The sequence below is a fragment of the Janthinobacterium sp. PSPC1-1 genome, assembly GCF_049897625.1.
In the GTDB taxonomy this organism is placed as follows: Bacteria; Pseudomonadota; Gammaproteobacteria; order Burkholderiales; family Burkholderiaceae_D; genus Janthinobacterium; species Janthinobacterium tructae.
In genome coordinates, this window is the sequence record NZ_JAFCWP010000004.1 from 349,315 (window position 1) to 370,438 (window position 21,124).

At 59.1% G+C, this 21,124-nt stretch carries 16 protein-coding genes and 1 pseudogene; 7 read left to right on the forward strand and 10 right to left on the reverse strand.

The features are described from left to right. Positions 1–13: 13 nt before the first annotated feature. Positions 14–829 carry a ferritin-like domain-containing protein gene (locus ACP7EG_RS15390; protein WP_426088286.1) on the forward strand — a complete coding sequence of 272 codons (816 nt, stop codon included), beginning with the start codon at positions 14–16 and terminating at the stop codon, positions 827–829. A 13-nt stretch (positions 830–842) separates the two neighbouring features. Here ACP7EG_RS15390 and ACP7EG_RS15395 read toward each other — a convergent pair whose 3' ends face one another. Then, the gene (locus ACP7EG_RS15395) at positions 843–4,226 is read right to left on the reverse strand and encodes a hypothetical protein (RefSeq protein ID WP_426088287.1); all 3,384 of its coding nucleotides are present in this window, start codon (positions 4,224–4,226) and stop codon (positions 843–845) included. Positions 4,227–4,490: 264 nt separating this feature from the next. Between ACP7EG_RS15395 and ACP7EG_RS15400 the strand changes: the two genes are divergently transcribed. Next, complete coding sequence (locus ACP7EG_RS15400) at positions 4,491–4,715, forward strand: hypothetical protein (RefSeq protein WP_426088288.1); 225 nt, start codon at positions 4,491–4,493, stop codon at positions 4,713–4,715. Here ACP7EG_RS15400 and ACP7EG_RS15405 read toward each other — a convergent pair. Next, positions 4,675–5,766 carry a DNA topoisomerase IB gene (locus ACP7EG_RS15405; protein ID WP_426088289.1) on the reverse strand — a complete coding sequence of 364 codons (1,092 nt, stop codon included), beginning with the start codon at positions 5,764–5,766 and terminating at the stop codon, positions 4,675–4,677. The two genes, ACP7EG_RS15400 and ACP7EG_RS15405, sit on opposite strands and share 41 nt — an antisense overlap. Positions 5,767–5,858: 92 nt before the next feature. Here ACP7EG_RS15405 and ACP7EG_RS15410 point away from each other — a divergent pair, with 92 nt between their 5' ends. Continuing rightward, positions 5,859–6,242, forward strand: a complete 384-nt coding sequence (locus ACP7EG_RS15410) for a YkvA family protein (protein WP_426088290.1) — start codon at positions 5,859–5,861, stop codon at positions 6,240–6,242. Here ACP7EG_RS15410 and ACP7EG_RS15415 read toward each other — a convergent pair. The 4 genes from ACP7EG_RS15415 to ACP7EG_RS15430 form a co-directional block, all read right to left on the reverse strand. Next, entirely contained in the window at positions 6,239–6,400 is a 162-nt protein-coding gene (locus ACP7EG_RS15415; RefSeq protein ID WP_426088291.1) for a hypothetical protein, read from the reverse strand. The two genes, ACP7EG_RS15410 and ACP7EG_RS15415, sit on opposite strands and share 4 nt — an antisense overlap. A gap of 91 nt (positions 6,401–6,491) precedes the next feature. Next, complete coding sequence (locus tag ACP7EG_RS15420; protein ID WP_426088292.1) at positions 6,492–7,673, reverse strand: serine hydrolase domain-containing protein; 1,182 nt, start codon at positions 7,671–7,673, stop codon at positions 6,492–6,494. 121 nt (positions 7,674–7,794) lie between these two features. After that, on the reverse strand, positions 7,795–9,090 hold the full coding sequence (locus ACP7EG_RS15425; RefSeq protein ID WP_426088293.1) for a cation:proton antiporter: 1,296 nt from the start codon (positions 9,088–9,090) through the stop codon (positions 7,795–7,797). 51 nt (positions 9,091–9,141) lie between these two features. Further along, on the reverse strand, positions 9,142–10,257 hold the full coding sequence (locus ACP7EG_RS15430) for a mechanosensitive ion channel family protein (protein WP_426088294.1): 1,116 nt from the start codon (positions 10,255–10,257) through the stop codon (positions 9,142–9,144). Positions 10,258–10,518: 261 nt separating this feature from the next. On the opposite strand from ACP7EG_RS15430, the gene ACP7EG_RS15435 reads away from it, so the two are divergent. From ACP7EG_RS15435 to ACP7EG_RS15450, 4 genes and pseudogenes are all read left to right on the forward strand, one after another. Further along, positions 10,519–12,786, forward strand: coding sequence for an alpha,alpha-trehalose-phosphate synthase (UDP-forming) (locus ACP7EG_RS15435; RefSeq protein WP_426088295.1), 2,268 nt, complete (start codon positions 10,519–10,521; stop codon positions 12,784–12,786). Beyond that, positions 12,786–13,577 (forward strand): trehalose-phosphatase, encoded by a 792-nt coding sequence (gene otsB, locus ACP7EG_RS15440; RefSeq protein ID WP_426088296.1) that lies wholly within the window; start codon positions 12,786–12,788, stop codon positions 13,575–13,577. The genes ACP7EG_RS15435 and otsB overlap by 1 nt, the downstream gene beginning before the upstream one ends. Next, the gene (locus tag ACP7EG_RS15445) at positions 13,549–15,435 is read left to right on the forward strand and encodes a glycoside hydrolase family 15 protein (protein ID WP_426088504.1); all 1,887 of its coding nucleotides are present in this window, start codon (positions 13,549–13,551) and stop codon (positions 15,433–15,435) included. Before otsB ends, ACP7EG_RS15445 begins: the two co-directional genes overlap by 29 nt. An 81-nt stretch (positions 15,436–15,516) precedes the next feature. Next, positions 15,517–15,921, forward strand: a pseudogene (locus tag ACP7EG_RS15450) (integrase core domain-containing protein); the annotation flags it as partial. 94 nt (positions 15,922–16,015) lie between these two features. On the opposite strand, the gene ACP7EG_RS15455 reads toward ACP7EG_RS15450, so the two are convergent. The 4 genes from ACP7EG_RS15455 to ACP7EG_RS15470 form a co-directional block, all read right to left on the reverse strand. Beyond that, positions 16,016–17,998 carry a hypothetical protein gene (locus tag ACP7EG_RS15455; RefSeq protein WP_426088297.1) on the reverse strand — a complete coding sequence of 661 codons (1,983 nt, stop codon included), beginning with the start codon at positions 17,996–17,998 and terminating at the stop codon, positions 16,016–16,018. 1 nt (position 17,999) lies between these two features. Continuing rightward, a complete protein-coding gene (locus ACP7EG_RS15460) occupies positions 18,000–18,503 on the reverse strand; it encodes an ABC-three component system middle component 4 (protein ID WP_426088298.1) in 504 nt (167 codons plus the stop codon). After that, entirely contained in the window at positions 18,496–19,731 is a 1,236-nt protein-coding gene (locus ACP7EG_RS15465; protein WP_426088300.1) for an ABC-three component system protein, read from the reverse strand. Before ACP7EG_RS15465 ends, ACP7EG_RS15460 begins: the two co-directional genes overlap by 8 nt. A 431-nt stretch (positions 19,732–20,162) precedes the next feature. Next, positions 20,163–21,083 carry a LysR family transcriptional regulator gene (locus ACP7EG_RS15470; RefSeq protein ID WP_426088301.1) on the reverse strand — a complete coding sequence of 307 codons (921 nt, stop codon included), beginning with the start codon at positions 21,081–21,083 and terminating at the stop codon, positions 20,163–20,165. Between the last annotated feature and the right edge of the window lie 41 nt (positions 21,084–21,124).

Genomic DNA, 21,124 nt, shown 5'->3' on the forward strand with positions numbered 1-21,124 from the left:
CGAAGGAAGCACCATGCACGCAACATCCCCATTGACCTTCACCGCGCCGCAGGAATTGCGCACGTACGCGCTCGCCTGCCTGCTCGAACCGGACCCGGCCACCAAGGTGGCGATGGTGGCGGCCATGGCCGAAGCGCCGCTGGCGCTCGATGCGCATGCGCCGCTGGCGCCCACCGGCGCCGTGCCGGGCCGTCCAGAACGCCCGGAACTGGTGCCGCCGCGCCTGGTGGGACGGCGTTCGATGATCACGCCGGAAGGGCGCGCCATGCTGGTGCATGCGCTCGCGCATATCGAGTTCAATGCGATGAACCTGGCGCTGGACGCCCTGTGGCGCTTTCCGGATTTACCTACCGAGTACTACACGGACTGGCTGCGCGTGGCGAAGGAGGAAGCCACGCACTTCGCCATGCTGCAGGCGCACCTGCAAGTGCTGGGCCACACGTATGGTGACTTTCCCGGCCACGACAGCCTGTGGGAAATGGTCGACAAGACGCGCGGCGACGTGCTGGCGCGCATGGCGCTGGTGCCGCGCACCCTGGAAGCGCGGGGCCTGGACGCGATTCCGCCGCTGCGCGCCAAGCTGGCGCAGGCGGGCGACCTGGCCGCCGCCGCCATCCTCGACATCATCCTGCGCGATGAAGTGGGGCACGTCGAGATCGGCAACCGCTGGTACGGCTATCTGTGCGACCAGCGCGGCCTGGAATTGCGCGCCACGTATGCCGAACTGGCGCTGCGCTACGAAGCGCCCACCCTGCGCGGCCCGTTCAACCTGGAAGCGCGGCGCCGGGCCGGGTTTTCCGAGCTGGAACTGGCCGATTTGCCCGCCTGAATCTGTCGCGGGGTCACGGATGAGCCGTCAGGCTGATATGCCAGTGGCTCAGGTGTCCCGCTTCGATATGCACTTTGATTGGCTTGCTCCAGGCCCCCGCGCCCGGGATCTTGTCGGCCGGCGCGGCGGAAAAACGTCCGTCGACGAGCGCCAGCTTGACGAAGCTGGGGCCGATGTAGATGACGCGCGTGCTGGCCGGCGCCGCTTCCAGGGCCAGCATGGCCCGGTTCGCCGCGATCCACGCCTGCAGGGCCGCCAGTTTCGGCTTTTGCGCGGGGTTGGCCACCACTTCCGCCTTCGCGTCGAGGATCAACTGGTGGATGGCCGCGCCATTGTTCTGCCCGCCCAGCGCATCCGTGTAGCCGCCCGCACCGTCCGCGTAGCGCAAGTCGATCTGCTGGCCGTCGCTGTGGCCGCGGTGGCCGAGGATGGAATCACCCGCCGCCGTCTGCGTCACGTGCTGGCCGCTGATGTCGTCGAAGCGGTAGGCCTTGCCCGCCAGCCAGGCGATGGCCAGACGCGTGGCCCATGAATCGCCACCCGCATCGCGCGTGCCGTAGCGCCGCGCCGCCAGCGCCGCCTCGTTGTTGGCCAGGTACAGGGGGATGTAGGCCGTGTCGCCCTTGAATTCCACTTGCCCCCCTTCGGCCGGGTCGGAGCTTGCGTCCGTATTGTCGACTTTGCCCTTCAAGCGCAAGGTGACGACGGCCTTCTTGTCGAGTTTTGCGCCGGCAAAGGCGGGTAGCACCAGGCTGGGGAATGTCACCTTGCCCGCGCTCTTGGTATTGGTCTGGGACAATAAATTCTCCGTGCTGAAGGCGGGATCGCCGCCGCCGGACGAAATGCCGATATTGACTTCCGTAATCGTCGCGGCCGCCGGCGTGTAGTGCAATTCCAGCGGCAAGGTGTGTGTGGCCGTGGCCGCGCCTTGCGACACGGATACATACGGCCCCGGCAGATTGCCCGTCAGCTTGATCGGCTGCAGCACGGGATGGGTGGCCTTGTTCGGCGAGCTGAACTTCGCCTGCGTCACCTTCAAACCCTTGCACACGAGACTCAGTTCCACCGTCGTCACGGTGGTCAGGGCGCTGTCGCCGATATTCGTGGCGCTGACATTGCCGCCCAGGCTCAACGCCCCATCCCTGGTTTGCTTGCTGACATCGACGCATTCCGTCCTGACGATGCTGCCCTGCGTGTAGTGGGTCTGGTTGACGGCGCCCGTGGCGGCCAGGTTGACCCCGGGCAGCCCCGTCACGGCGTACGACCAGGTATCGTTGTACTGGCTTTGCGCCGTCGTGTAGACGGGGTACTCGGCCGTGCTGACGGTGATTTTCACGCCCACGTTTTTCGTGCCCTTGGGCACCGTGAAGGCAACGGGCGAGGTGATGGTCTGGTTTTGCGCGGCCGCCGTAGCTGTAAACGTCTTGCTGCCCTCGTCATCCTGCGGCGTGACGTCGACCGCGGCACGGGGGCTGGCGGACACTGCGCGCGCTGGCGGCGCGGCGCCATCCTGCGTGACCGTGCCCGCCACATAGCTCTGCGCCGTGGTGCGCTGGGCCAGGCCGGGCGCGTATGGATACACGATGCCGACGCTGACTGTGCTGCTGTTGTCGAAGACGACGGCGCTGACGCTGACCACGTTCGGGTGGACCAGGTCGTTCAAGGTCAGCTGGTAAGTGTCGGGCAGCACGCCGTCGAAGTGGAAGGCGCCTGTGGCGTCGACCACGGCTACCTGGCGCTGGTGGTTGTTGTAGCCAGCCAGTAACATCTTCTTGCCGGCCAGCCCAGTGGCATTGCCGCCTGCCGGTGTGCGCAGCTGGCCTTGCAGCACGATGCCAGACTTGACGGCGATCAAGGCATAGCTGGCCGTGAATTCGCCATCCTGCGAGACGAAATTGAGGTTCAGGTCGTAGCTGCCGTTGGGCAAGGATGCCAGCAATTGCTGCATCGCCGTGGCGCTGATGCTGAAGGTGCCGCTGGCCGCATCGAAGACCCAATACTGCTTGAGACTGATGGCCACGCCGTTCGGCCTGGACAGCAGGCCGTCGCTGTCGTCCTGCAGGGCCAGCGGCGGCGCGCCCACCAGGCGGAACGCCAGGGTCCCCGGCTGCAGGCGGTTGTTCGGTCCCAGCCCCGTGATGGCCAGCACGGGCGCGGTAGCCGGCAGGTTGCCGTCGTCGTCTGGCTCCACATAGGTTTCCACGGCCGTGGGCAGTTCCGTCTGGATCAGCAGGTTCAGGGTGGTGACGCTGTTGCCCTTGCTGAGGGAAAACTGCGCGTGCTGATCGACGCCCGTGTCGCCGGGCGTGGAAAAGCGCAGGCTGCCGTCCTGCAGCAGCACGTCCGTGACGGCGCCGCTGACCTTGACGCTGTCGGCACCGTCCGTCAAACCCAGCTCGGCCAGCGACAGCGTCACCACTTGCGCGGGCCGCACGGGATCGAGGACGATGCCGGCGTTGGCGCTGAAGGTCCACGTCAGACCAGTGCTCTGGAAGGCGATGCTGCGCTCGATGCGCAGGGTGATGGTGTCGTCGGGTGTGACGGTGGCGCCTGCGTCGATGCTGCCGGCCAGCACCTCGCCATCAATGATGGTGCTGCCTTCCGGTGCGCCGGTCAGCACGGCTTGCACATTGCTGGCCGCCGCGCGGCTGTTGTTGCGGATGTGCACGCGGTAAGTGTAGTCCCAGACCGTGCGGCTGACGCGCTGTTCGGCCACTTTTTCCAGCAAGGTCACTTCGAAGTCACCGGCAGCCTGGACGGTGGTGCTGGTAGTCGCTGCGGCGGCCAGCAAGACTTTCGGCGCGGGCGGCTGGGTGGGATCGTTCGGCCCGCCGCAGGCGCACAGGCCCAGCGCCAGGCCAGTGGCCAGCGCAGTGATGGCCAGCTGCCGGTGCCGCAGGCAGGCCATGGCCAGCACGCCTGCCAGCAGCAGCCACGGCGTGGACGGCAGGGCGACGGCGGCGGGCTGCGTGAGGCCCGCCTCGAGTTCGATGAAGGAGACGGGGTCGAGGATGGAAAACGGCTGCGCGCCGGGGCTGCCCGCGCCCAGATAATCGAAGGTGATGGAAAAGCCCGTGGCCGTGGCGCCGGGCATGATACCGCCGGCCAGTGCCAGCGCATCGAAGTAGCCGCTGGCGGGAATGGCCGGATCGGGCTGCACCAGCAGCACGTCCCAGCCTGGTAGCGTCGAGACGTTGTGCAGCGTGGCGTACTGGCCCACGCTGAAGAACAGCGTGAATTCCTCGATGGGCACGGCCAGGGTGGTATTGCTGACGGTATAGTCGTAGCGCCACTGCGTGCCGCCCAGCGAGGTCGCCGTGTAGCCGATACTGGTGGCGTGCGCGGCAGACATTGCGCACAGCAGCAGCGCCAGCAGCGCCTGCTTGATGAGGCTCATGATCGTTCCCCCGTTGACTGGCGCCAAGTGTGCCCAGGCAAGAGGTCAAGCAGGAAGCGTTCCCGTGGAAATTGTGCTGTAAAAACAAGGGCTTGGCTGGAGAGGGTCGGTGCCGGTGTCAAATCTGCCGACACTGGTCCATACGGCTGAGCTTGTCAGCGCTGTCCTACCCATCTTGTCGAAACTGTCTGATTGTATGCCTTGCGGAAACACGCGATGATCGTGTCCATGCTGCAACAGCCAACCAGTCCGATGGAGTATGCGATGTCCAAGCCAGCCAAGCCCAATCATTTGAACAAGCCGTTCCTGGTGATCTGCCTGTTCACCTTGTCGACCCTGGCGGCCACCTGGATGAATACGGGCGAGGCGCAGACGAGCGATGCCGCGCCGGCGCCTGTGGCGCGCGATGTGGGGCATGGTGCCTTGCCAGTCTGCAGCAGCGATGCCCTCACCCTGTCGGCGCATTGCCAGCCTGGCCGCCAGGCTTGACGCCAGCCTGCAGCCGCTGCTGCAGCAAGGCCAGCACCGCCGCTTCTTCCGGCGCCAGCGCCGGTAAATCGTCCTGCAACTGCTGCCGCGCCCGCGTGCGCATGCCTTCCCATAAACTGCCATCCAGATATGACTCCAGCACGGCCGGGTGCACATAGCACTTGCGGCAGATGGTCGGCGTGTTGCCCAGCTTTTTTGCCACCGACTCGATCGCCTGCACGATGTTTTTCTTCGTCTGCGCCTCGGAATCGACCTGTTCGAACGCCTGCAGGGCCAGCGCGGCCAGCAAGGTGCCGGACCAGGTGCGGAAATCCTTTGCCGTGTAGTCTTCGCCCGTCACTTCGCGCAGGTAGTCGTTGACGTCGCCCGAATCGACGCCGTGACGCTCGCCGTGCTCATCCACATATTGAAACAGTTCCTGTCCCGGCAGCTCTCGCATGCGCTGCAGCACCCTGGCCAGGCGCCGGTCGCTCAGACGAATATCGTGGCGCACGCCGCTCTTGCCCTTGAAGTGGAAGGCCACGGCGCTGCCGTCGACCTGCACGTGGCGCGTGCGCAGGGTCGTCAGGCCGAACGATTTGTTGGTGCGCGCGTATTCTTCGTTGCCGATGCGCATCAGCGTCAATTCCAGCAAATGCACGATGGTGGCCAGCACTTTTTCACGCGGCAAGCCCGGCAGCTGCATGCCGCGCGCGACGGCGGCGCGGATGGCGGGCAGGGCGTTGCCAAAACTGAGCATGCGCTCGTATTTCACTTCGTCGCGCACCTGGCGCCAGCGCGCATGGTAGCGGTATTGCTTGCGGCCGCGTGCATCGCGCCCCGTCGCCTGCAGGTGGCCGTTGGCGTGCGGGCAGATCCACACGTGCGTCCAGGCCGGCGGAATGGCCAGTGCCTTGATGCGCGTCAAGGTGGTTGCGTCGCGCAGGAGCTGGCCATCCGCGTCGCGGTAGCGGAATTTTCCGGGCTGGCCCAGACGGGCGATGCCGCTTTGATTGTCGCCCGTGTAGCGCAGGCCGGCCGCGCGGGCCGTGGCGGTGGCAGATAGTTCCATGGTGATAGCTTACCTTGCACGCCGCGCACCCGGCGCGCCGTTATGCTAAGGTGCGCATTCGTAACGCCGTGCACGGCAGACAGGAGCAGCAGATGTTTGGCAGAAAAAAGAATCTGGAACAAGACCACGCCCCCCAGGCCGACAAGCAGTATGAAAAGAAATACACGGAAGACAGCTTCTGGGACAAGGTCGTCAAGTTCGCCAAGACGGCGGGACGCGAAGTCATCGAGAAAGCCCTGTGGCTGTACTATGCGGCGCAGCAGCCGAATACCCCGCTGTGGGCCAAGACGGCCATCTATGGCGCGCTCGGCTATTTCATTTCGCCCATCGACGCGATTCCCGACATCACGCCCGTGATCGGCTATGCCGATGACCTGGCCGTGCTGGCGGCGGCCGTCGCCACGGTCGCCACCTACATCACGGCCGAGGTCAAGGAACGCGCCGCCGACAAGCTGCGCGGCTGGTTCGGCGCCTAGGCACCGGGAGCGGGCTGGCCCTTGACCGCATTGCGGTAGCGGACCCTGGCCTCGGCCTTCTTCACCGCCTCGCTGGCGATGTTCTGTGCCTTGATGCGGGCTTTTTCACTCTTGCTGCGCTGCTGCGCCACGTCCTTGTTGCCGATGCGGTTCGTCATGCTGGTCTCCTCGTTGAGCGTCAAGTTTGACCAGCACAGCATACGTTCTTGCCCGGGCGCCACCGTGCGCCCGCTCACACAAGCTGCATGCCTACCTGGCTTGCGCGCTGCCGCCTCCATGCGCGAGCAGGCGCAGCACGACTTCTTTCTGGAATGAACGAAACTCCTTGTCGGCGCTGACGTTGGCGAAGGCCAGCACGGCTGTCTTGCTGACCCGGTCGACGCAGACGACGGACGCGGCGCCCGGGTCGCCGCCGCTGTGCGTGGCCAGCGGCTTGCCGTCGACGTCGCGCAGCAGCCACACCAGGGCCTGGCGCACGGACGAGTCGGCAGGCACGACGGGGGCCGCTTGCGGGGAAAAAAACAATTGCAGGGTGGCATCTTGCAGATAGCGCTGACCATCGACCCGGCCGCCATTGCTGAAGATGGCCAGGAAGCGGGCAAAGTCATGCGCCGAGCTGCGCAGCAAGCCGGCCGGCCAGTCCGGATAGCCGACGGGCGGCAGCACTTGCAGGCCCGTCTCCTTGTGCGCATACGGCTGGGCGACGACGGCGCGCCGCGGCAAGCTGGCCAGGTTCCAGGCAGTGCTGTCCATGCCCAGCGGTTCGAACAGGTGCTCGTGCGCATACGCATCGAGGCCGTCGGGGTTCAAGCGCCCCACCAGATAGCCGAGCAGGGCGATGCCCACGTTGCTGTAGCGCCATTCCGTGCCGGGCCGGGCGGCAAACGACACATCCGCGTCATACCAGGCGCCGCCGCGCGACAGATAGCCCTTGAGGAAGTCGCGCAGCGGTAATCGCGGGTCGCCCTGCACGGCAAACGCCGTCGTCTTTTCGTACACGGCATCGGAAATGCCCGAGGTGTGGCTGAGCAAATGGCGAAAGGTGATGGGCACATCGGGAAACTTCGGATGCATGAGCGGGAAGTCCAGATAGGCGGCCACCTTGTCGTCAAGCTGGAAGGCACCTTGTTCCAGCAGCATCATGACGGCCGTGGCCGTGACGAGCTTGCTGACTGAGGCGACATGGAACACCGTATTGGCATCGGCTTTCTTGCCGGCCTGGATGTCTGCCCAGCCATAGCCGCGCGCGAAGATGGTTTGCTCGCCGCGCACCACGGCCACGCTCATGCCCGGCGTTTCCGTGCGGGCCAGGCCATCGCGCATGAAGCCGTCAAATTCCGTTTCCCACGCCAGGCTGGCCGGATCGGTGGCGCAGCCCGTTTGCAGCAGGGCCAGTGAGACGCCCAGTCCCAGCACGCTTCTTCGTTTCATTGATACTCTCTTTAGCCATTTTTAATTATCTTAACAATATTTCCGCCCATCATAGGGGCAATTGACAAATCATTGCTCTGCAGCAATGACAAAGGGGCTGGCCAGCGCTTATTTGCACCAGTTATTTGCGCCAGTAGCGTTCCAGCAGGGGTTTGACCGTCAGGCCGTGCGCGACGATGGAGAGGATGACGACGACCACGGTGATGTCGGCCAGTTCACGCGCCAGGCCGCGCGGCAAGCCATGCGCGATGGCATAGCTGAGGTAATACAGCGAGCCGATGCCGCGCACGCCGAACCACGCGGCCAGGCCCCGCAGACGCACGCTGGTGCCCGACGCCAATAAACCGAGCATCACGCTGGCCGGGCGCGCCACCAGCAGCAGGAACAGCGCCACGCTCCACGCCTGCCAGCTCCAGGCGGCGGCCGTGACGGTGCCACCCAGCAACAGCACCAGGGTCAGTTCGGACAGGCGTTCCAGGTGTTCCTTGAAGACGAGGGATTCACCGCTGACGGTCAGCGGCACTTCACTGGCGTGCGGTTTGGCGGCGGACACGGCATGGGTTTCCTCCGCTTGCAGCAAGCCTTGCCGGTCTTTGGGCGCGCCGGCCAGCCGCAGTTCCGTCTGGCGCAAGGCCACGCCGGCAAAGAACACGGCCAAAAAGCCCCACGCGTGCAGCCAGGTGGCCACGCCATACACGAAGGCGATCAAGCCCAGGGCCGCCAGGTCGTCCAGCATCGCATGTTTCGGTTCCTTGGCGCGCACCTGCCAGCCCAGCCAGGCCAGCAGCGCGCCGCCGGCCGCGCCCAGGGCGATGGCGGCGCCGCTGGCCCAGAATAAATCGCGCCACAGCCAGGTGGTGCCATGCGGCCCCAGCTCATGCAGGCCAAGCAAGCCCAGTCCCAGCATGACGAAAGGAAAGCCGCTGCCATCGTTCATGCCCGCTTCGCTGGTCAGGATGAAACGCAATTGTTCGCTGTCTCCCGCATGGCGCAGCTGCACGTCGGTGGCCAGCACGGGGTCGGTGGGTGCGAGGATGGCACCCAGCAACACGCCCGCGCCCAGGGGCAGGCCCAGCACCAGGCACGCAAAGGCGGCCACCAGGGCCACGGAAATGGCCATTGACAGCCAGGCCAGGCGCAGCGAAGGCAGCCAGCGCGCCAGGCTGAAGGGCACGGGCATCTTGACGCCGGCGGAAAACAGGGAGATGAGGACGGCGATTTCCGTCAGGGTTGCCAGCAGGGGCGCCTGCTGCAGCAGGTCGAACGCAAACAGGCCGAGGAACATGGGCCCCAGCAGCAGGCCCACGCCCAGGTAAGCCATGGCCGAAGTCAAGGGCAGGCGCGCGATGCGGTCGGCGCCCAGGCCGCGCGCCAGCATCAGGCAGCCGATCAGGATGAACCAGGCGGTGGTGCTCATGCGAACCATTGTAGCGGCGCGCGGGCAAGGGCAGCGCGCCGCAGGGTTTTGTTACGCCTTGTAGAGCGACACGCTGTCGTTCTGCGCCTGCATGCCATGCACCTCGATGGGGTCGTGCGTGGAGCGCAAGCGGGGCAGGCTGTGCGGATAATTGCTCGTGATAAAGGCCAGCATCTGCTCGCGCACGAGGCAGCGCAGCTCGAAGGCCGTGCCCGAATCTTTCGCACTGATCAGAAAGCGCACGCGCACGGCCCGCTCGTTCGAATCCGTCGCCTGCACGGTGCAGACGCGGCCATCCCATTGTGTGGCGGACGCGCAGATGCGCGTCAGTTCCGCGCGCAGGGGCTCGATCGGGACGCTGAAATCGAGCCACAGGAACACCGTGCCCAGGATGTCCGAGGAGGTATGCGTCCAGTTCTCGAACGGATTTTCGATGAACCACTGCAGCGGCACGATCAAACGCCGTTCATCCCACACACGCACGACCACATACGTGCCCTTGATTTCCTCGACCGTGCCCCATTCGCCATTGACGATCAGCACGTCGTCGATGCGGATGGGTTGAGAAAACGCAATTTGCAGCCCTGCAATGAAATTGCCGAGCACGGGGCGGGCAGCGATACCGGCCACCAGGCCCGCCACGCCGGCCGAAGCGAGCAGGCTGGCGCCGATCTGCCGCGCGCCGGGCAAGGTCAGCAGCACGAAGGACAGGCCCAGGAGGACCACGATGGCGTGCGCGCTGCGCGTCAGTACGCGGGCCTGTGTGATCCGGCGCCGCGCGCGCAGGTTGTCGGCCGCGTCGACGGGGTTGATCTGGGAAATCGTGATGGAAAGCGACTCGATGCATTGCATGGCTAGCCAGGTCAGCGCGATGATCAGCGCCACGCTGGTGACATGCGACATGGCGACCAGGCCCGGCGTGTCGTCGGGCGCGCTGGCCAGCACCATGCGCAGGCCGAAGACGATCATGGACAGCTGGCTGGCGCGGAAGGCCACGCGCGCGAGGTTGCGGGTGAACGGGTGGCCATTGGCCAGTTTTTTCAGCAAGCCGATGCCGGCCCGGTGCAGGCCGATGGCGACCATGGTGACGAGCAGGGCGGAGAGGAACACGGTCAGCGCCGAGCGCAGCGGGCCTCCCATCAGCGAGTGAAACGTGCTGAGATCCATAGGCGAAAACTCCTTCGTTATTGGTGAAATGGATGTCGGAAGCGGGTATTTTACGGGCAGATGGCGTCGCGCGGGCGTGCGTTGCCGAACGGATAAGACCTGCATCAAGGGCGATACTGCAAGTAATTGCTGCGCTGCGCCATGCCACGTTGACGTTTCAATACGCAAAGCAAACGCGCGCCGCCGTATTGGAAATATAGCCATACTTGCAATGGTTGTTCATGTCTGCAAAGGAAAACGATGATAGTACGATCACTCCGAATGTCCTTGCGCTTCATCCTGCCGCTAGCCCTGGTGCTGGGATTGTTTGCTTATATTGTGGTACCCCTGCTCGATAATATTACCTTGCGCTGGTACGTGCGCGACCTCGACAGCCGGGCCGAATTGCTCGCTGGAACCCTGCGGCCCTCGCTCACCGAATACCTGCCCGCGCAAGACGCCACCCGCATCGGCGAATTGTTCCAGGGCGCCACGCGCGACGAACGCCTGATCGCCATCGGCTTTTGCGACAATGCGGGCCACTTGCTGTACCAATCCGCGCAATACCCGGCATCCATCGGCTGCTGGAGCACGCCTCCCACGGGCGGCCTGTACAAATCCCTGGCGCAATTGCCGCAAGGGCAAGTCCACCTCAGCGAAACGCCCGTCATGCACGACGCGACCCAGCTGGGCCGCCTGGTGCTGGTGCAGGACATGAGCTTTGTCGAGCGCCGCAATACCGATACCAAGCGTTTTATTTTTGCCTTCCTGGCCGTGCTGGCCGTGCTGATTTCCCTGATGACCGTGTTCGTCGCCCACCTGAGCTGGCGCGGCTGGCTGTCGGCCGTGAAAGATATATTGCGGGGCGAGCTGATGCCGCGCAGCGTCGCGGCCGTTCAGGCTGCCGATGCGCCCGCCGCCGCACCCGCGCCGCCGCCGGAAATGCAGCCGCTGATCGGCGACTTGCGCGAACTGCTGCAGGAATATCATCTGGAACGCCAGGGCGACAGTGGCTGGACCTCGGAGTGGACGCCGGAAAAACTGCGCGGCCTGCTGGAAGCAGACCTTGCGGGAGATCAAGTGCTGGTGGTATCGAACCGCGAACCGTATATCCACACCAAAACGGAAGATGGGATAGCGGTGCAGCGTCCGGCCAGCGGCCTGGTGACGGCCGTGGAAGCGGTGATGCGCGCCTGTTCCGGTACCTGGATCGCGCATGGCGCAGGTTCCGCCGACCGCGAAACGGTGGATAAATTCGACCATGTGCCCGTGCCGCCCGACAATCCCAGCTACACCTTGCGCCGCGTGTGGCTGACGCAAGAGGAAGAGCAGGGCTATTACTATGGTTTTGCCAATGAAGGCATGTGGCCGCTGTGCCATATCGCCCACGTGCGCCCCGTGTTCCGCTCGTCCGACTGGGACCAGTATGTGAAGGTCAACCGCCGCTTCGCCGACGCCGTGATTGCCGAAGCGAAGACGGACAACCCCGTCGTGCTGGTGCAGGATTATCACTTTGCCTTGCTGCCGCGCATGGTGCGCGAAGCCTTGCCGAAGGCGACCATTATCACCTTCTGGCATATCCCCTGGCCGAACTCGGAATCGTTCGGCATTTGCCCTTGGCGCGAGGAAATCCTCGACGGCTTGCTGGGCAGCACGATCCTCGGTTTCCACACGCCATTCCACCGCAAAAATTTCCTCGAAACGGTGGATCGCTATCTGGAAACCCGCATCGAGCCGGAAGCGTCGACCATTTCCTATGGCGGCGAGATGACGCAGGTCGAGGATTACCCGATCTCCATCGCCTGGCCCGAGGATAATCCCGAACAGCCCGACGTGGCTACCTGCCGCGCGCAAATCCGCGCCGAACTGGGCGTGGCGCCCGACCACTTGCTGGGCATTGGCGTCGATCGCCTCGATTACACCAAAGGCATCGTCGAGCGCTTCCAGGCCGTCGAGCGCATGCTGGAACAGCAGCCCGGCATGGTCGGCAATTTCACTTTCGTGCAAATTGCCGCCCCCAGCCGCGCTTCGCTCGATGAATATCAAAGCTTCGACGCGCGTGTGCGCAAGATGGTCGAGCGCATCAACCGCCGCTTCGGCAGCGGCAGCTATGTACCCATCCTGCTGAAAGCGGAGCACCATGGCCAGGACGACTTGCAGCGCTATTTCCGCGCCTCCGAGGTGTGCATGGTGACGAGCTTGCATGACGGCATGAATCTGGTGGCCAAGGAATTCATCGCCGCGCGCGACGACGAGCTGGGCGTGCTGGTGCTGTCGCAATTCACGGGCGCCGCGCGCGAACTGCATGAAGCGCTGATCATCAATCCGTATCACATCGAGCAGGGCGCCGATGCCCTGTACCGTGGGCTCGTGATGCCGCCCGTGGAGCAGCGCGAACGCATGAAAAGCATGCGGGCCCGCGTGAAACATTTCAATGTCTACCGCTGGGCCGGGCGCATGCTGCTGGACGCGGCCCGCTTGCGCCAGCGCGACAAGGTCATGACCAAGATCGATGCCCACAGCCGCATCAAGCGGCGCAAGGGGCTTTGATGACGGAGATGCCTGACGATAGCGCGGCCCTGCTGCAGCTGCTGAGTACTCCCGGCAGCGCCGTTTTTCTCGACTTCGACGGCACCCTGGTCGACCTGGCGCCCACGCCCGACGGCGTGCATGTGGCGCCAGGTGTCATTGAAGCGCTGGCGCTGCTGGCCGAACGCCATGGCGGCGCGCTGGCCCTCATTTCCGGGCGCCCCGTGGCGCAGATCGACGCCATGCTGGCGCCCCTGGTCTTGCCGGTGGCCGGCGTGCATGGCGTGGAGCGGCGCGGCGCCGATGGCGTGTTGCATGTGGCAGCCACGCCCGATGTCTCTCCCGTCCTGGCGCGCGCGCAGGCCCTGGCCTCTGTCCACCCCGGTTTGCTGGTGGAACACAAGCGGGGCGCCGTGGCCCTGCATTACCGTCTGGCGCCCGAATTGGAGCAACTGTGCTTGCGTGAAATGACGGCCGCCGTGCAAGCGTGCCCGGGGGTGTTGCTGTTGCATGGCAAAATGGTCCTGGAAGCCAAGCCGGCCGCCACCGACAAGGGCGGCGCCATCGCCGCCTTCCTGCGTGAAACCCCGTTTGCCGGCCGCCGGCCCGTGTTCGCGGGCGACGACACCACCGACGAGGCAGGCTTTGCCTTTGTACAACAAGTTGGCGGACAGGGCGTGAAAGTGGGCAGCGGCCCCAGCGCCGCCACCCTGCGCCTGGCCAGTCCGGGCGCCTTGCGCACCGCGCTGCTGGCCGCCTCCGTATCCCCAGAAGGAGTAGATGATGACGAGTTCCCAAGAACAAGCGTATGACACGCCCAGCGGCGCCGCCGCCTTGCAGGCCGCTTCCGCCACTGCGGCGGCCAGCGCGTCGGCGCCCGCCACGCCCATCCAGGCTAGCCTCAATTGCGGCGTGGTGGGCAATTGTGCCTTCAACGCCCTGATCGACCAGGCAGGGCAGGTCGTCTGGTCCTGCCTGCCCCGCTTCGATGGCGATCCCGTCTTCAACCGCTTGCTGGACGACACGGAAAACGGCAGCGTGTGGGCCATCGACATTGAAAACTTTGCCCGCAGCGAGCAATTCTACGAGCCGAACACGGCCGTTTTGCGCACGCGCCTGTACGACACCGAAGGGCGAGGCGTGGAAATCACGGATTTCGCGCCCCGATTCCTCAGCCGCGACCGCATGTTCCGCCCGCTGATGCTGATCCGCCGCGTGCGCCCGCTCGACCACGCCGTGCGCATCCGCGTGCGCTTGCGGCCCCGCTACGACTGGGGCAAGCTGGCGCCGCAGATCACGCAGGGCAGCCACCACATCCGCTACGTGGGACCGGAACAGACCTTGCGCCTGAACACCGATGTATCGCTCAACTATGTACTGAGCGAAACGTATTTCGTGCTGGGCGGCACCGCCAACTTCCTGCTGGGGCCCGATGAAACCCTGGCCGGCGGCATCGACGAGACGGCGCGCATCTTTGAAAAGGACACCATCAATTACTGGCGCACCTACACGCGCCGCCTGGCCGTGCCGCTGGAGTGGCAGGACGTGGTCATCCGCGCCGCCATCACCCTGAAACTGTCGCTGTATGAAGACACGGGCGCCATCATCGCCGCCATGACCACCAGCATCCCGGAAGCGCCGGGCAGCAGCCGCAACTGGGATTACCGCTATTGCTGGCTGCGCGACGCCTTCTTCGTCGTGCGTGCCCTGAACAGCCTGTCGGAAGTGGGCACGATGGAAGAGTATTTGCGCTGGCTGACGAATATCGTCGCCCGCTCGAAGGGCGGCCACATCCAGCCCCTGTACGGCATCGGCCTGGAAGAGCAATTGCCTGAATCCACGCTCGACCACTTGCCCGGCTACCGGGGCAATGGTCCCGTGCGCGTTGGCAACCAGGCGCAGGAACACTTCCAGCACGACGTCTACGGCAATATCGTGCTCGGTGCGGCGCAGGCTTTCCTTGACCACCGGCTGTTCCACCGGGCCGGCAAGGCCGAGTTTGCCGCACTGGAAGCCGTGGGCGACCAGGCATTCCGATTGCATGCGGAGCCGGACGCGGGCATGTGGGAGCTGCGCACGCGGGCCAGGGTCCACACCTCGTCCATGCTGATGAGCTGGGCCGCCTGCGACCGCCTGGCCAAGGTCGCGCATAAGCTGGGCTTGCCGGACCGGGCCGACCACTGGAACAGTCGCGCCGTGCTGATCCGCGAACGCCTGCTGCGCGAAGCGTGGAGCGAGGAGCGCCAGGCCTTCGCGGAAAGCCTGGGCGGGCGCGACCTGGACGCCTCCGTCCTGCTGATGGCGGAAGTCAACTTCATCGACCCCATGGACCCCCGTTTCATCGCCACCGTCGATGCGTTGGAAGCGTCGCTGTGCGACGGTCCCTACATGCGCCGCTACGAAGCGCCCGACGACTTCGGCAAACCGGAAACAGCCTTCAACATCTGCACCTTCTGGCGCATCGACGCCCTGGCCCGCATCGGCAGGAAAGACGAAGCGCGCAAAATCTTCGAGACGATGCTAATGGCGCGCAATCACCTGGGCCTGCTGTCGGAAGACACGCATCCCGTGACGGGCGAAATGTGGGGAAACTTTCCGCAGACGTATTCGATGGTGGGCTTGATCAATTGCGCCGTGAGGTTGTCGGCGCCTTGGGATAGTGCGATTTGATACTACTTGGTGGGGAGAGACTTGCCTCTTACCCCATCGGGAATGATAATAGTTGACGTCCGTTGAACGCGTTTTTTTTAAATCTATGTCGACCAGTTCGACAGCAGCAGTACCGACTTCCTGATCAAACTGAAGAACTATTGCCCGATCATCATATTCAATTACTCACCGACAATGGCAGCCAACTCACCGACCGTTTTACACGTTAGAAAAATTTGTGCGCGGCGACCGTATTCCCAGCGGAAAACATGTCTTTGACCGGCTGTTCAAGCAAGTGGTGATCTAGCGTCGATTAATTTCGCCGCGTCACCAACAAACCAATAGTATGGTCGAACGCTTCAACGGCCGTATCAGCGAGATCGTCAACCAAACCCGTTTCGGTTTCTTGGCCGAACTGGAGTCGACACTGTGTAATTAACTGAAAAGTTATAACCACAGCATCTCCCAGCAAGGCCTAGATAACGAACACCGATTCAGGCTCTGGAGAGCTAAAAGGAGAAAAAGCGAAATAACTCAGTAACGGTGTATATAGCCAGCACGGTCTTGGTATCTATCCGCTTAAATTCCGATCATGTTACCGTTAGCTCTTTTGTAAATGTGCATCATCAATGAGTCCAAAAGGAAGGCCATTTTCGCCTTCTGAGCTAAAATGTGCTGTCACGAAACCTGCATATTTCTGTTGGATTGATACAGGAACATCGTTATCTACCAAAATAATCTGGCAAGGTACACCGTCTAGGGCGGCCCGATCAACCAAGTTAATCATGTACTCATACATATTGCTGTATTTTAAAGGATCCGAGACATTCTCCCGCTCGTCTTCAGCGCGTATGGTCTCACTGTATTGGCTTTGAGTCTTCCCTAAGTATTTTCCAACTGTGTCAATCATCAAAAAAGCTGGAATATTTGAGGAGTGCGAAATAGAATGTTCAAAAAAACTCAAAAAATATCCAATTGATAAAATAGTTCGCAATCCTCCAGAGGTTATGTCTACGTAATTTCGATTCCGTAAAACAGGCAAAAATCCTGTTGGATTCAGTGAAATATTGCGTGGATCTTTTATGCTAACTTTAACTAAGAAGCTTTTAAGTATATTGCCGAGATTGTCTAAAACATTTCCTACTGAGGGGGTATTTTTTCTTAATGATGACAATTTGTCTAAAAGGCTGGCAATATGTATTTCTATACGCTCAATTTCATTGAATATTAATTTCTGCTGATTTCTGACTTTTAATGAGTGATCAGACTGACGAATCTTTTCGGTGACTGTTGCTAGTTCAGATGCCACGCCGTCACGTTCAGATAGGTATGGAGTAATCATTTGCTTCGACTCCTCATCCAATAGCCGGCGGGCCTTAACTTGGTCCTTTGCGAGGATGTCGCTTTCCTGACCAAGTAGTGCGAGTTTTTCACGCTCATTTTGAACGAGCGTATCTAGATCACGGATGCGTCGATTAAGTGCATTGATTTCGTGATTAGCTTTGTCACTATCATCAATTTTATACTCGTCCTTTATTCGTGATAGATCGACTTGGCTATCACATATTGGACAATTAAAGGCGGACGCACTAGGAACTCCAATAATTATTCGAGCTTTCTGCATTGCCTTTAATTTATCGATATCAATGACGTAATCATTTTTAAGACGTGAAAATCTTTCTATTAATAGCTCACTATCTTTTCGCGCGCCTTGGACGCCGACAAATTTAATGGAAAAAACCTCAAGCGAGTCTTTTAAATATGAGTAGGTTTCATTATTCGCGACCATGGAGGAATTGATTTTATCAAGTTGCTTTCGCAGTAATATGGCTTGGGTTTGCAGTTCCTCAACCTTGTCGCCGAGGTTTATCGCTGTGTCGAATTGAATTTCCCGCAAAAAATCACTTACTGCTTTGTACTTACGTGTCAGCTCTGTTTTTTTAGTACTGACATTATGAATTTCCAGCTCTAACTCTGTAATACTAGAGTCCAATAAATTAAATATATATCGAAATGTTTGCTTATTCTTTTGATAGAGCACTCCATTTGTGACGCTTAGAATCTGCTTGCTGCCAACATCGTCCTGCTTCAAATAACAGTATTTAAAGATATCTCGAAAACTAAGCCTAACCATGGGAGAGTCAGGTTGAGATGGGGCTTCACGGACTTTTAGTACAGGCAAGTTCAGCGCTTCAAGTAAGAAGTCTGAGAAAAAACCGTCCTCAGTTTCTGTTCCTGAGTAATTGGGGCTATATTTTTTAGGAAATACATCACCAATTGAGTCAAAATTAGAGGTATATACTTCTACTGGTCGTGCCGTGGAAAATATATCTCTCTTAATAGTATAGGTGACAGTATTCAGCTCTACTTCTAATGCTGCATATTTAACCGATGTTCCAATTTCCTCATCGTAAACAAATTTAGAGGATCCTAATAAATAATTAATAAGTTCTAATATGCTTGATTTGCCAGTAGCCGAGTCACCATATATTATATTAACCCCGGACTCAAAAGAAATTTGATAATCCTTGCGATGACCAACTAAAATTAATTTTTTTACTACAAGGCTAGATTTATTGGTCATATTAATGTCGGAAAATATTATTTATTAGGCGATTCATATTTGTCGTTGATTCGGATTTAATCATTTCTAAGTTTTTTAAGTATATCTTTATCCTGTCGAAATAAGGTCCGCTAATATTTTCGGCAACTTCCCGCCCAGAGTCTGTTAGTAAATACATAAAGCCATCAGTTTTTCTGTATGTGATTGCCAGGTAGCCCATAGCTGAAAGACGCATTAGCAGGCTCTTGAGCCATTCGCGATCAAAGAGAGGATCTAAGTTAATTGAGATACTGTTTATGGAGTATAACTCGACATTAGTCAGTGAAATTTCTCGCCGGCCAACTTGCTCAAGTACGTTATCTAGAATTATGGGATTTTTTAATAAATATAAAAAAATTAGCAATCTATCATTATTAAGAAGAGCTATGTCGCGAGCCGATTTTCCTAAGAAAAATATAATTAATATCAGTAAGCCTGTATTTATATTTACATCTTGATCCGGATTTAAATATGGGATTCTAACCATTAATTCCTCCCCGTTTTTCCTTCATGTTTTCTAAATCCTTAACCGACCGACTGTCACTCCACCAGATGTCATCAGATATATCGTTTGCAAGTTGATGCAGCATACCCTTCTTATGGAGCGCTTGTATGAGTGGTAGTGCGCTTTTTAAATATCCAGAATCCTCACCTACTATTTTTTGATGAACCTCAGATACAAGTTTCCCGGAATTCATTTCGCCTTCACTTGCGTGACTATCATAACAATCTTGATAAATAGTACGAATCTTTATATACAATTCAGAAAGCTTTTTTTGATCTGCGGCGCTGCTAAAAAACTTGCGAGCATATTCTGCATTCAAAAAATGTTCTTTAGAATGCTTTATCGTCGCTGTATGGACCCCGGCTACTATAAGTTTCAGAGCAAAGTACTCATCCGAAAATTGTGTTTCATCAGCTAATTTATGAAAATCGAGGTTTTTCCCTGGCAATTTTTCGATAAAATCCCTCAAAAAATCTACTGTTGCCAATATTGGAATGCTCGTACTGCCTGCCGGTTTACAAATACTAAGATGGCTATCATTGCAAGCAATTATATCTTGTATGGCAACCTCAGTTCCGATGGCGCTTTCTTTCTTTACAACATCATCATACGTGCCATAAAAATATTTAATCGCTGGCTTGTTATTGAGTCTAAGCCATTGATTATTTTGTTCAGGTAGGAATTTTCCGAGTGGGGTCATATCTTTGGTTTGAAGATTCCCACTAAATAAAGAGCTATAGGTGGCAATGTCAGTTCCTAAATGAGGAACAGCTAAAGAAAGTATTAACTTTATTTTAGATTCATCATATTGACTCATATCTTCAATGACGCAAGCTTTAGTGACTAATCCGCCCATGCTATGTGCTATCACCACAATGTTTTCGTATTCTTTCAATGTAAACCGAAGTTGCGATTGTAATAGAGCGGCAAGTTCTGAAATTCCAAGATTTTTTTCGGACTTATTTATTTTTGTGGTAAACAGTCCTGCTAACCAAGCAAAATTTGAACTTGTCGTAGCAAAAATATTCAATAGCTTACTGAAGTATTCAAATTTTGCAATGTCGAAGTTATCTTCAATGAAACTGTTTGAGCCTAACTGATCATAATAATATCCATGCTCAGAGTTTTTCCACGTTTCCGAGTCGCCAGTAAATCCGTGGATAAAAAGAATAAGATTATTCTTCTGCGATTTTTTTAAAAATTCGATCATGGAGTTTTAGCGGAAAAATTTAGTTGTAAACAGGCTATATCAAAAGTGTTAGATGAGCAATATTTATTTGGAAAATTCGTAATGGCTTCAAAATTCTCTCAAGACGAAACAACTATGCACAATGCGGTACATTGTCTCTTTGTACTTGAGCACAAGTTCGATGGTTCGAACTGGAAGTGCAGGAATTGCTGACCTAGGGAAGTGCTGTTTAATTCGTCGCCGTCGCTCCCTGCGTCGCGTCGGCCTGAAGCAACAACGGCGCACATAAACACTATCTACCATCCATCATGCAAAGGAGCTTTTTCGATCTCGAATACGTCGCCAGTATCATGTTAAATCGAGAAGAGCGCTTGATCATATCTCCGTTCGAGCAGTTGACACTCGAACTTTGCTAAGAAAGTTAACTGATCAGCACTTCCCTAGAAGGAGGGTCATACACTGGCAGATTTTCCACGCCCATACAACCGGCACTCCGCCGCCAACGCCAGCAAATTCGGGTCGCGCTCGCGACTGCTGAGCATCAGCAAGGTGATTTGCTGGTGCGAGCCGTAGCGCGCGTCCAGGGGCAGCAGTTCGATGCGCGAACTGAAGGCGCGCACGCGGCCCGGCAGCAGGCTGTAGCCGATGCCGCCGCTGACCAGGTTGATCAGCGAGAAGATGTCGCCCACGCGCATGGCCGTGTCGGGCACGAAGCCCGCCAGTTCAAATGCGTGGTTGAAGCTTTGCGAGGTGACGAAACCTTCGTTGAGCGTGACGAATTTGTCGTCGCGCAGCTGCTGCAAGTCCACCGACGCGGCCCCCGCATAGGGCGAACCGAGCGGCGCGGCTAGGTAGACGTCGTCCTGGAACAGGGGCACCGCCACGAGGCCCGCATGCTGTTCGTCCTCCTGCACGCCGATGATGATGGCGTCCAGCCGGCCGTCAGCCAGGCTTTGCAGCAGGTCGCGGTTCGAGCCCAGCGTCAGGTCGATGTCGAGTCCCGGCCGGCGCAGCTTCAGGGCGATCACCAGCTGCGGGATGCAGTGCAGGGTCAGGGAATACAGCGAACCGATTTTCAGGCGCACGGGATTGATGCCCGACATTTCGCGCACCTTGCGCACGCCTTCCTCGCATTCGGCCAGCGCGCGCCGCGCCGATTCGGCAAAGGTGTAGGCCGCATGCAGGGGGATCAGGCTGCGCCCCTCGCGCTTGAACAGGGGGCAGCGCAAGCCGTCTTCCAGCGAGTGCAGGGCGCGGTGCACGCTGACCGTGCTCTGGCCCAGCGCATCGGCCACGCGCGCCAGGTTGTTCAATTCCATAAAGCTGAGAAACACTTCCAGCTTTTTCAAGGTAATTTCTTCGTTGATGGCCATGGCTAGCCTCTTTCATGGAGGTTCATTAACTTCAGAGTAAT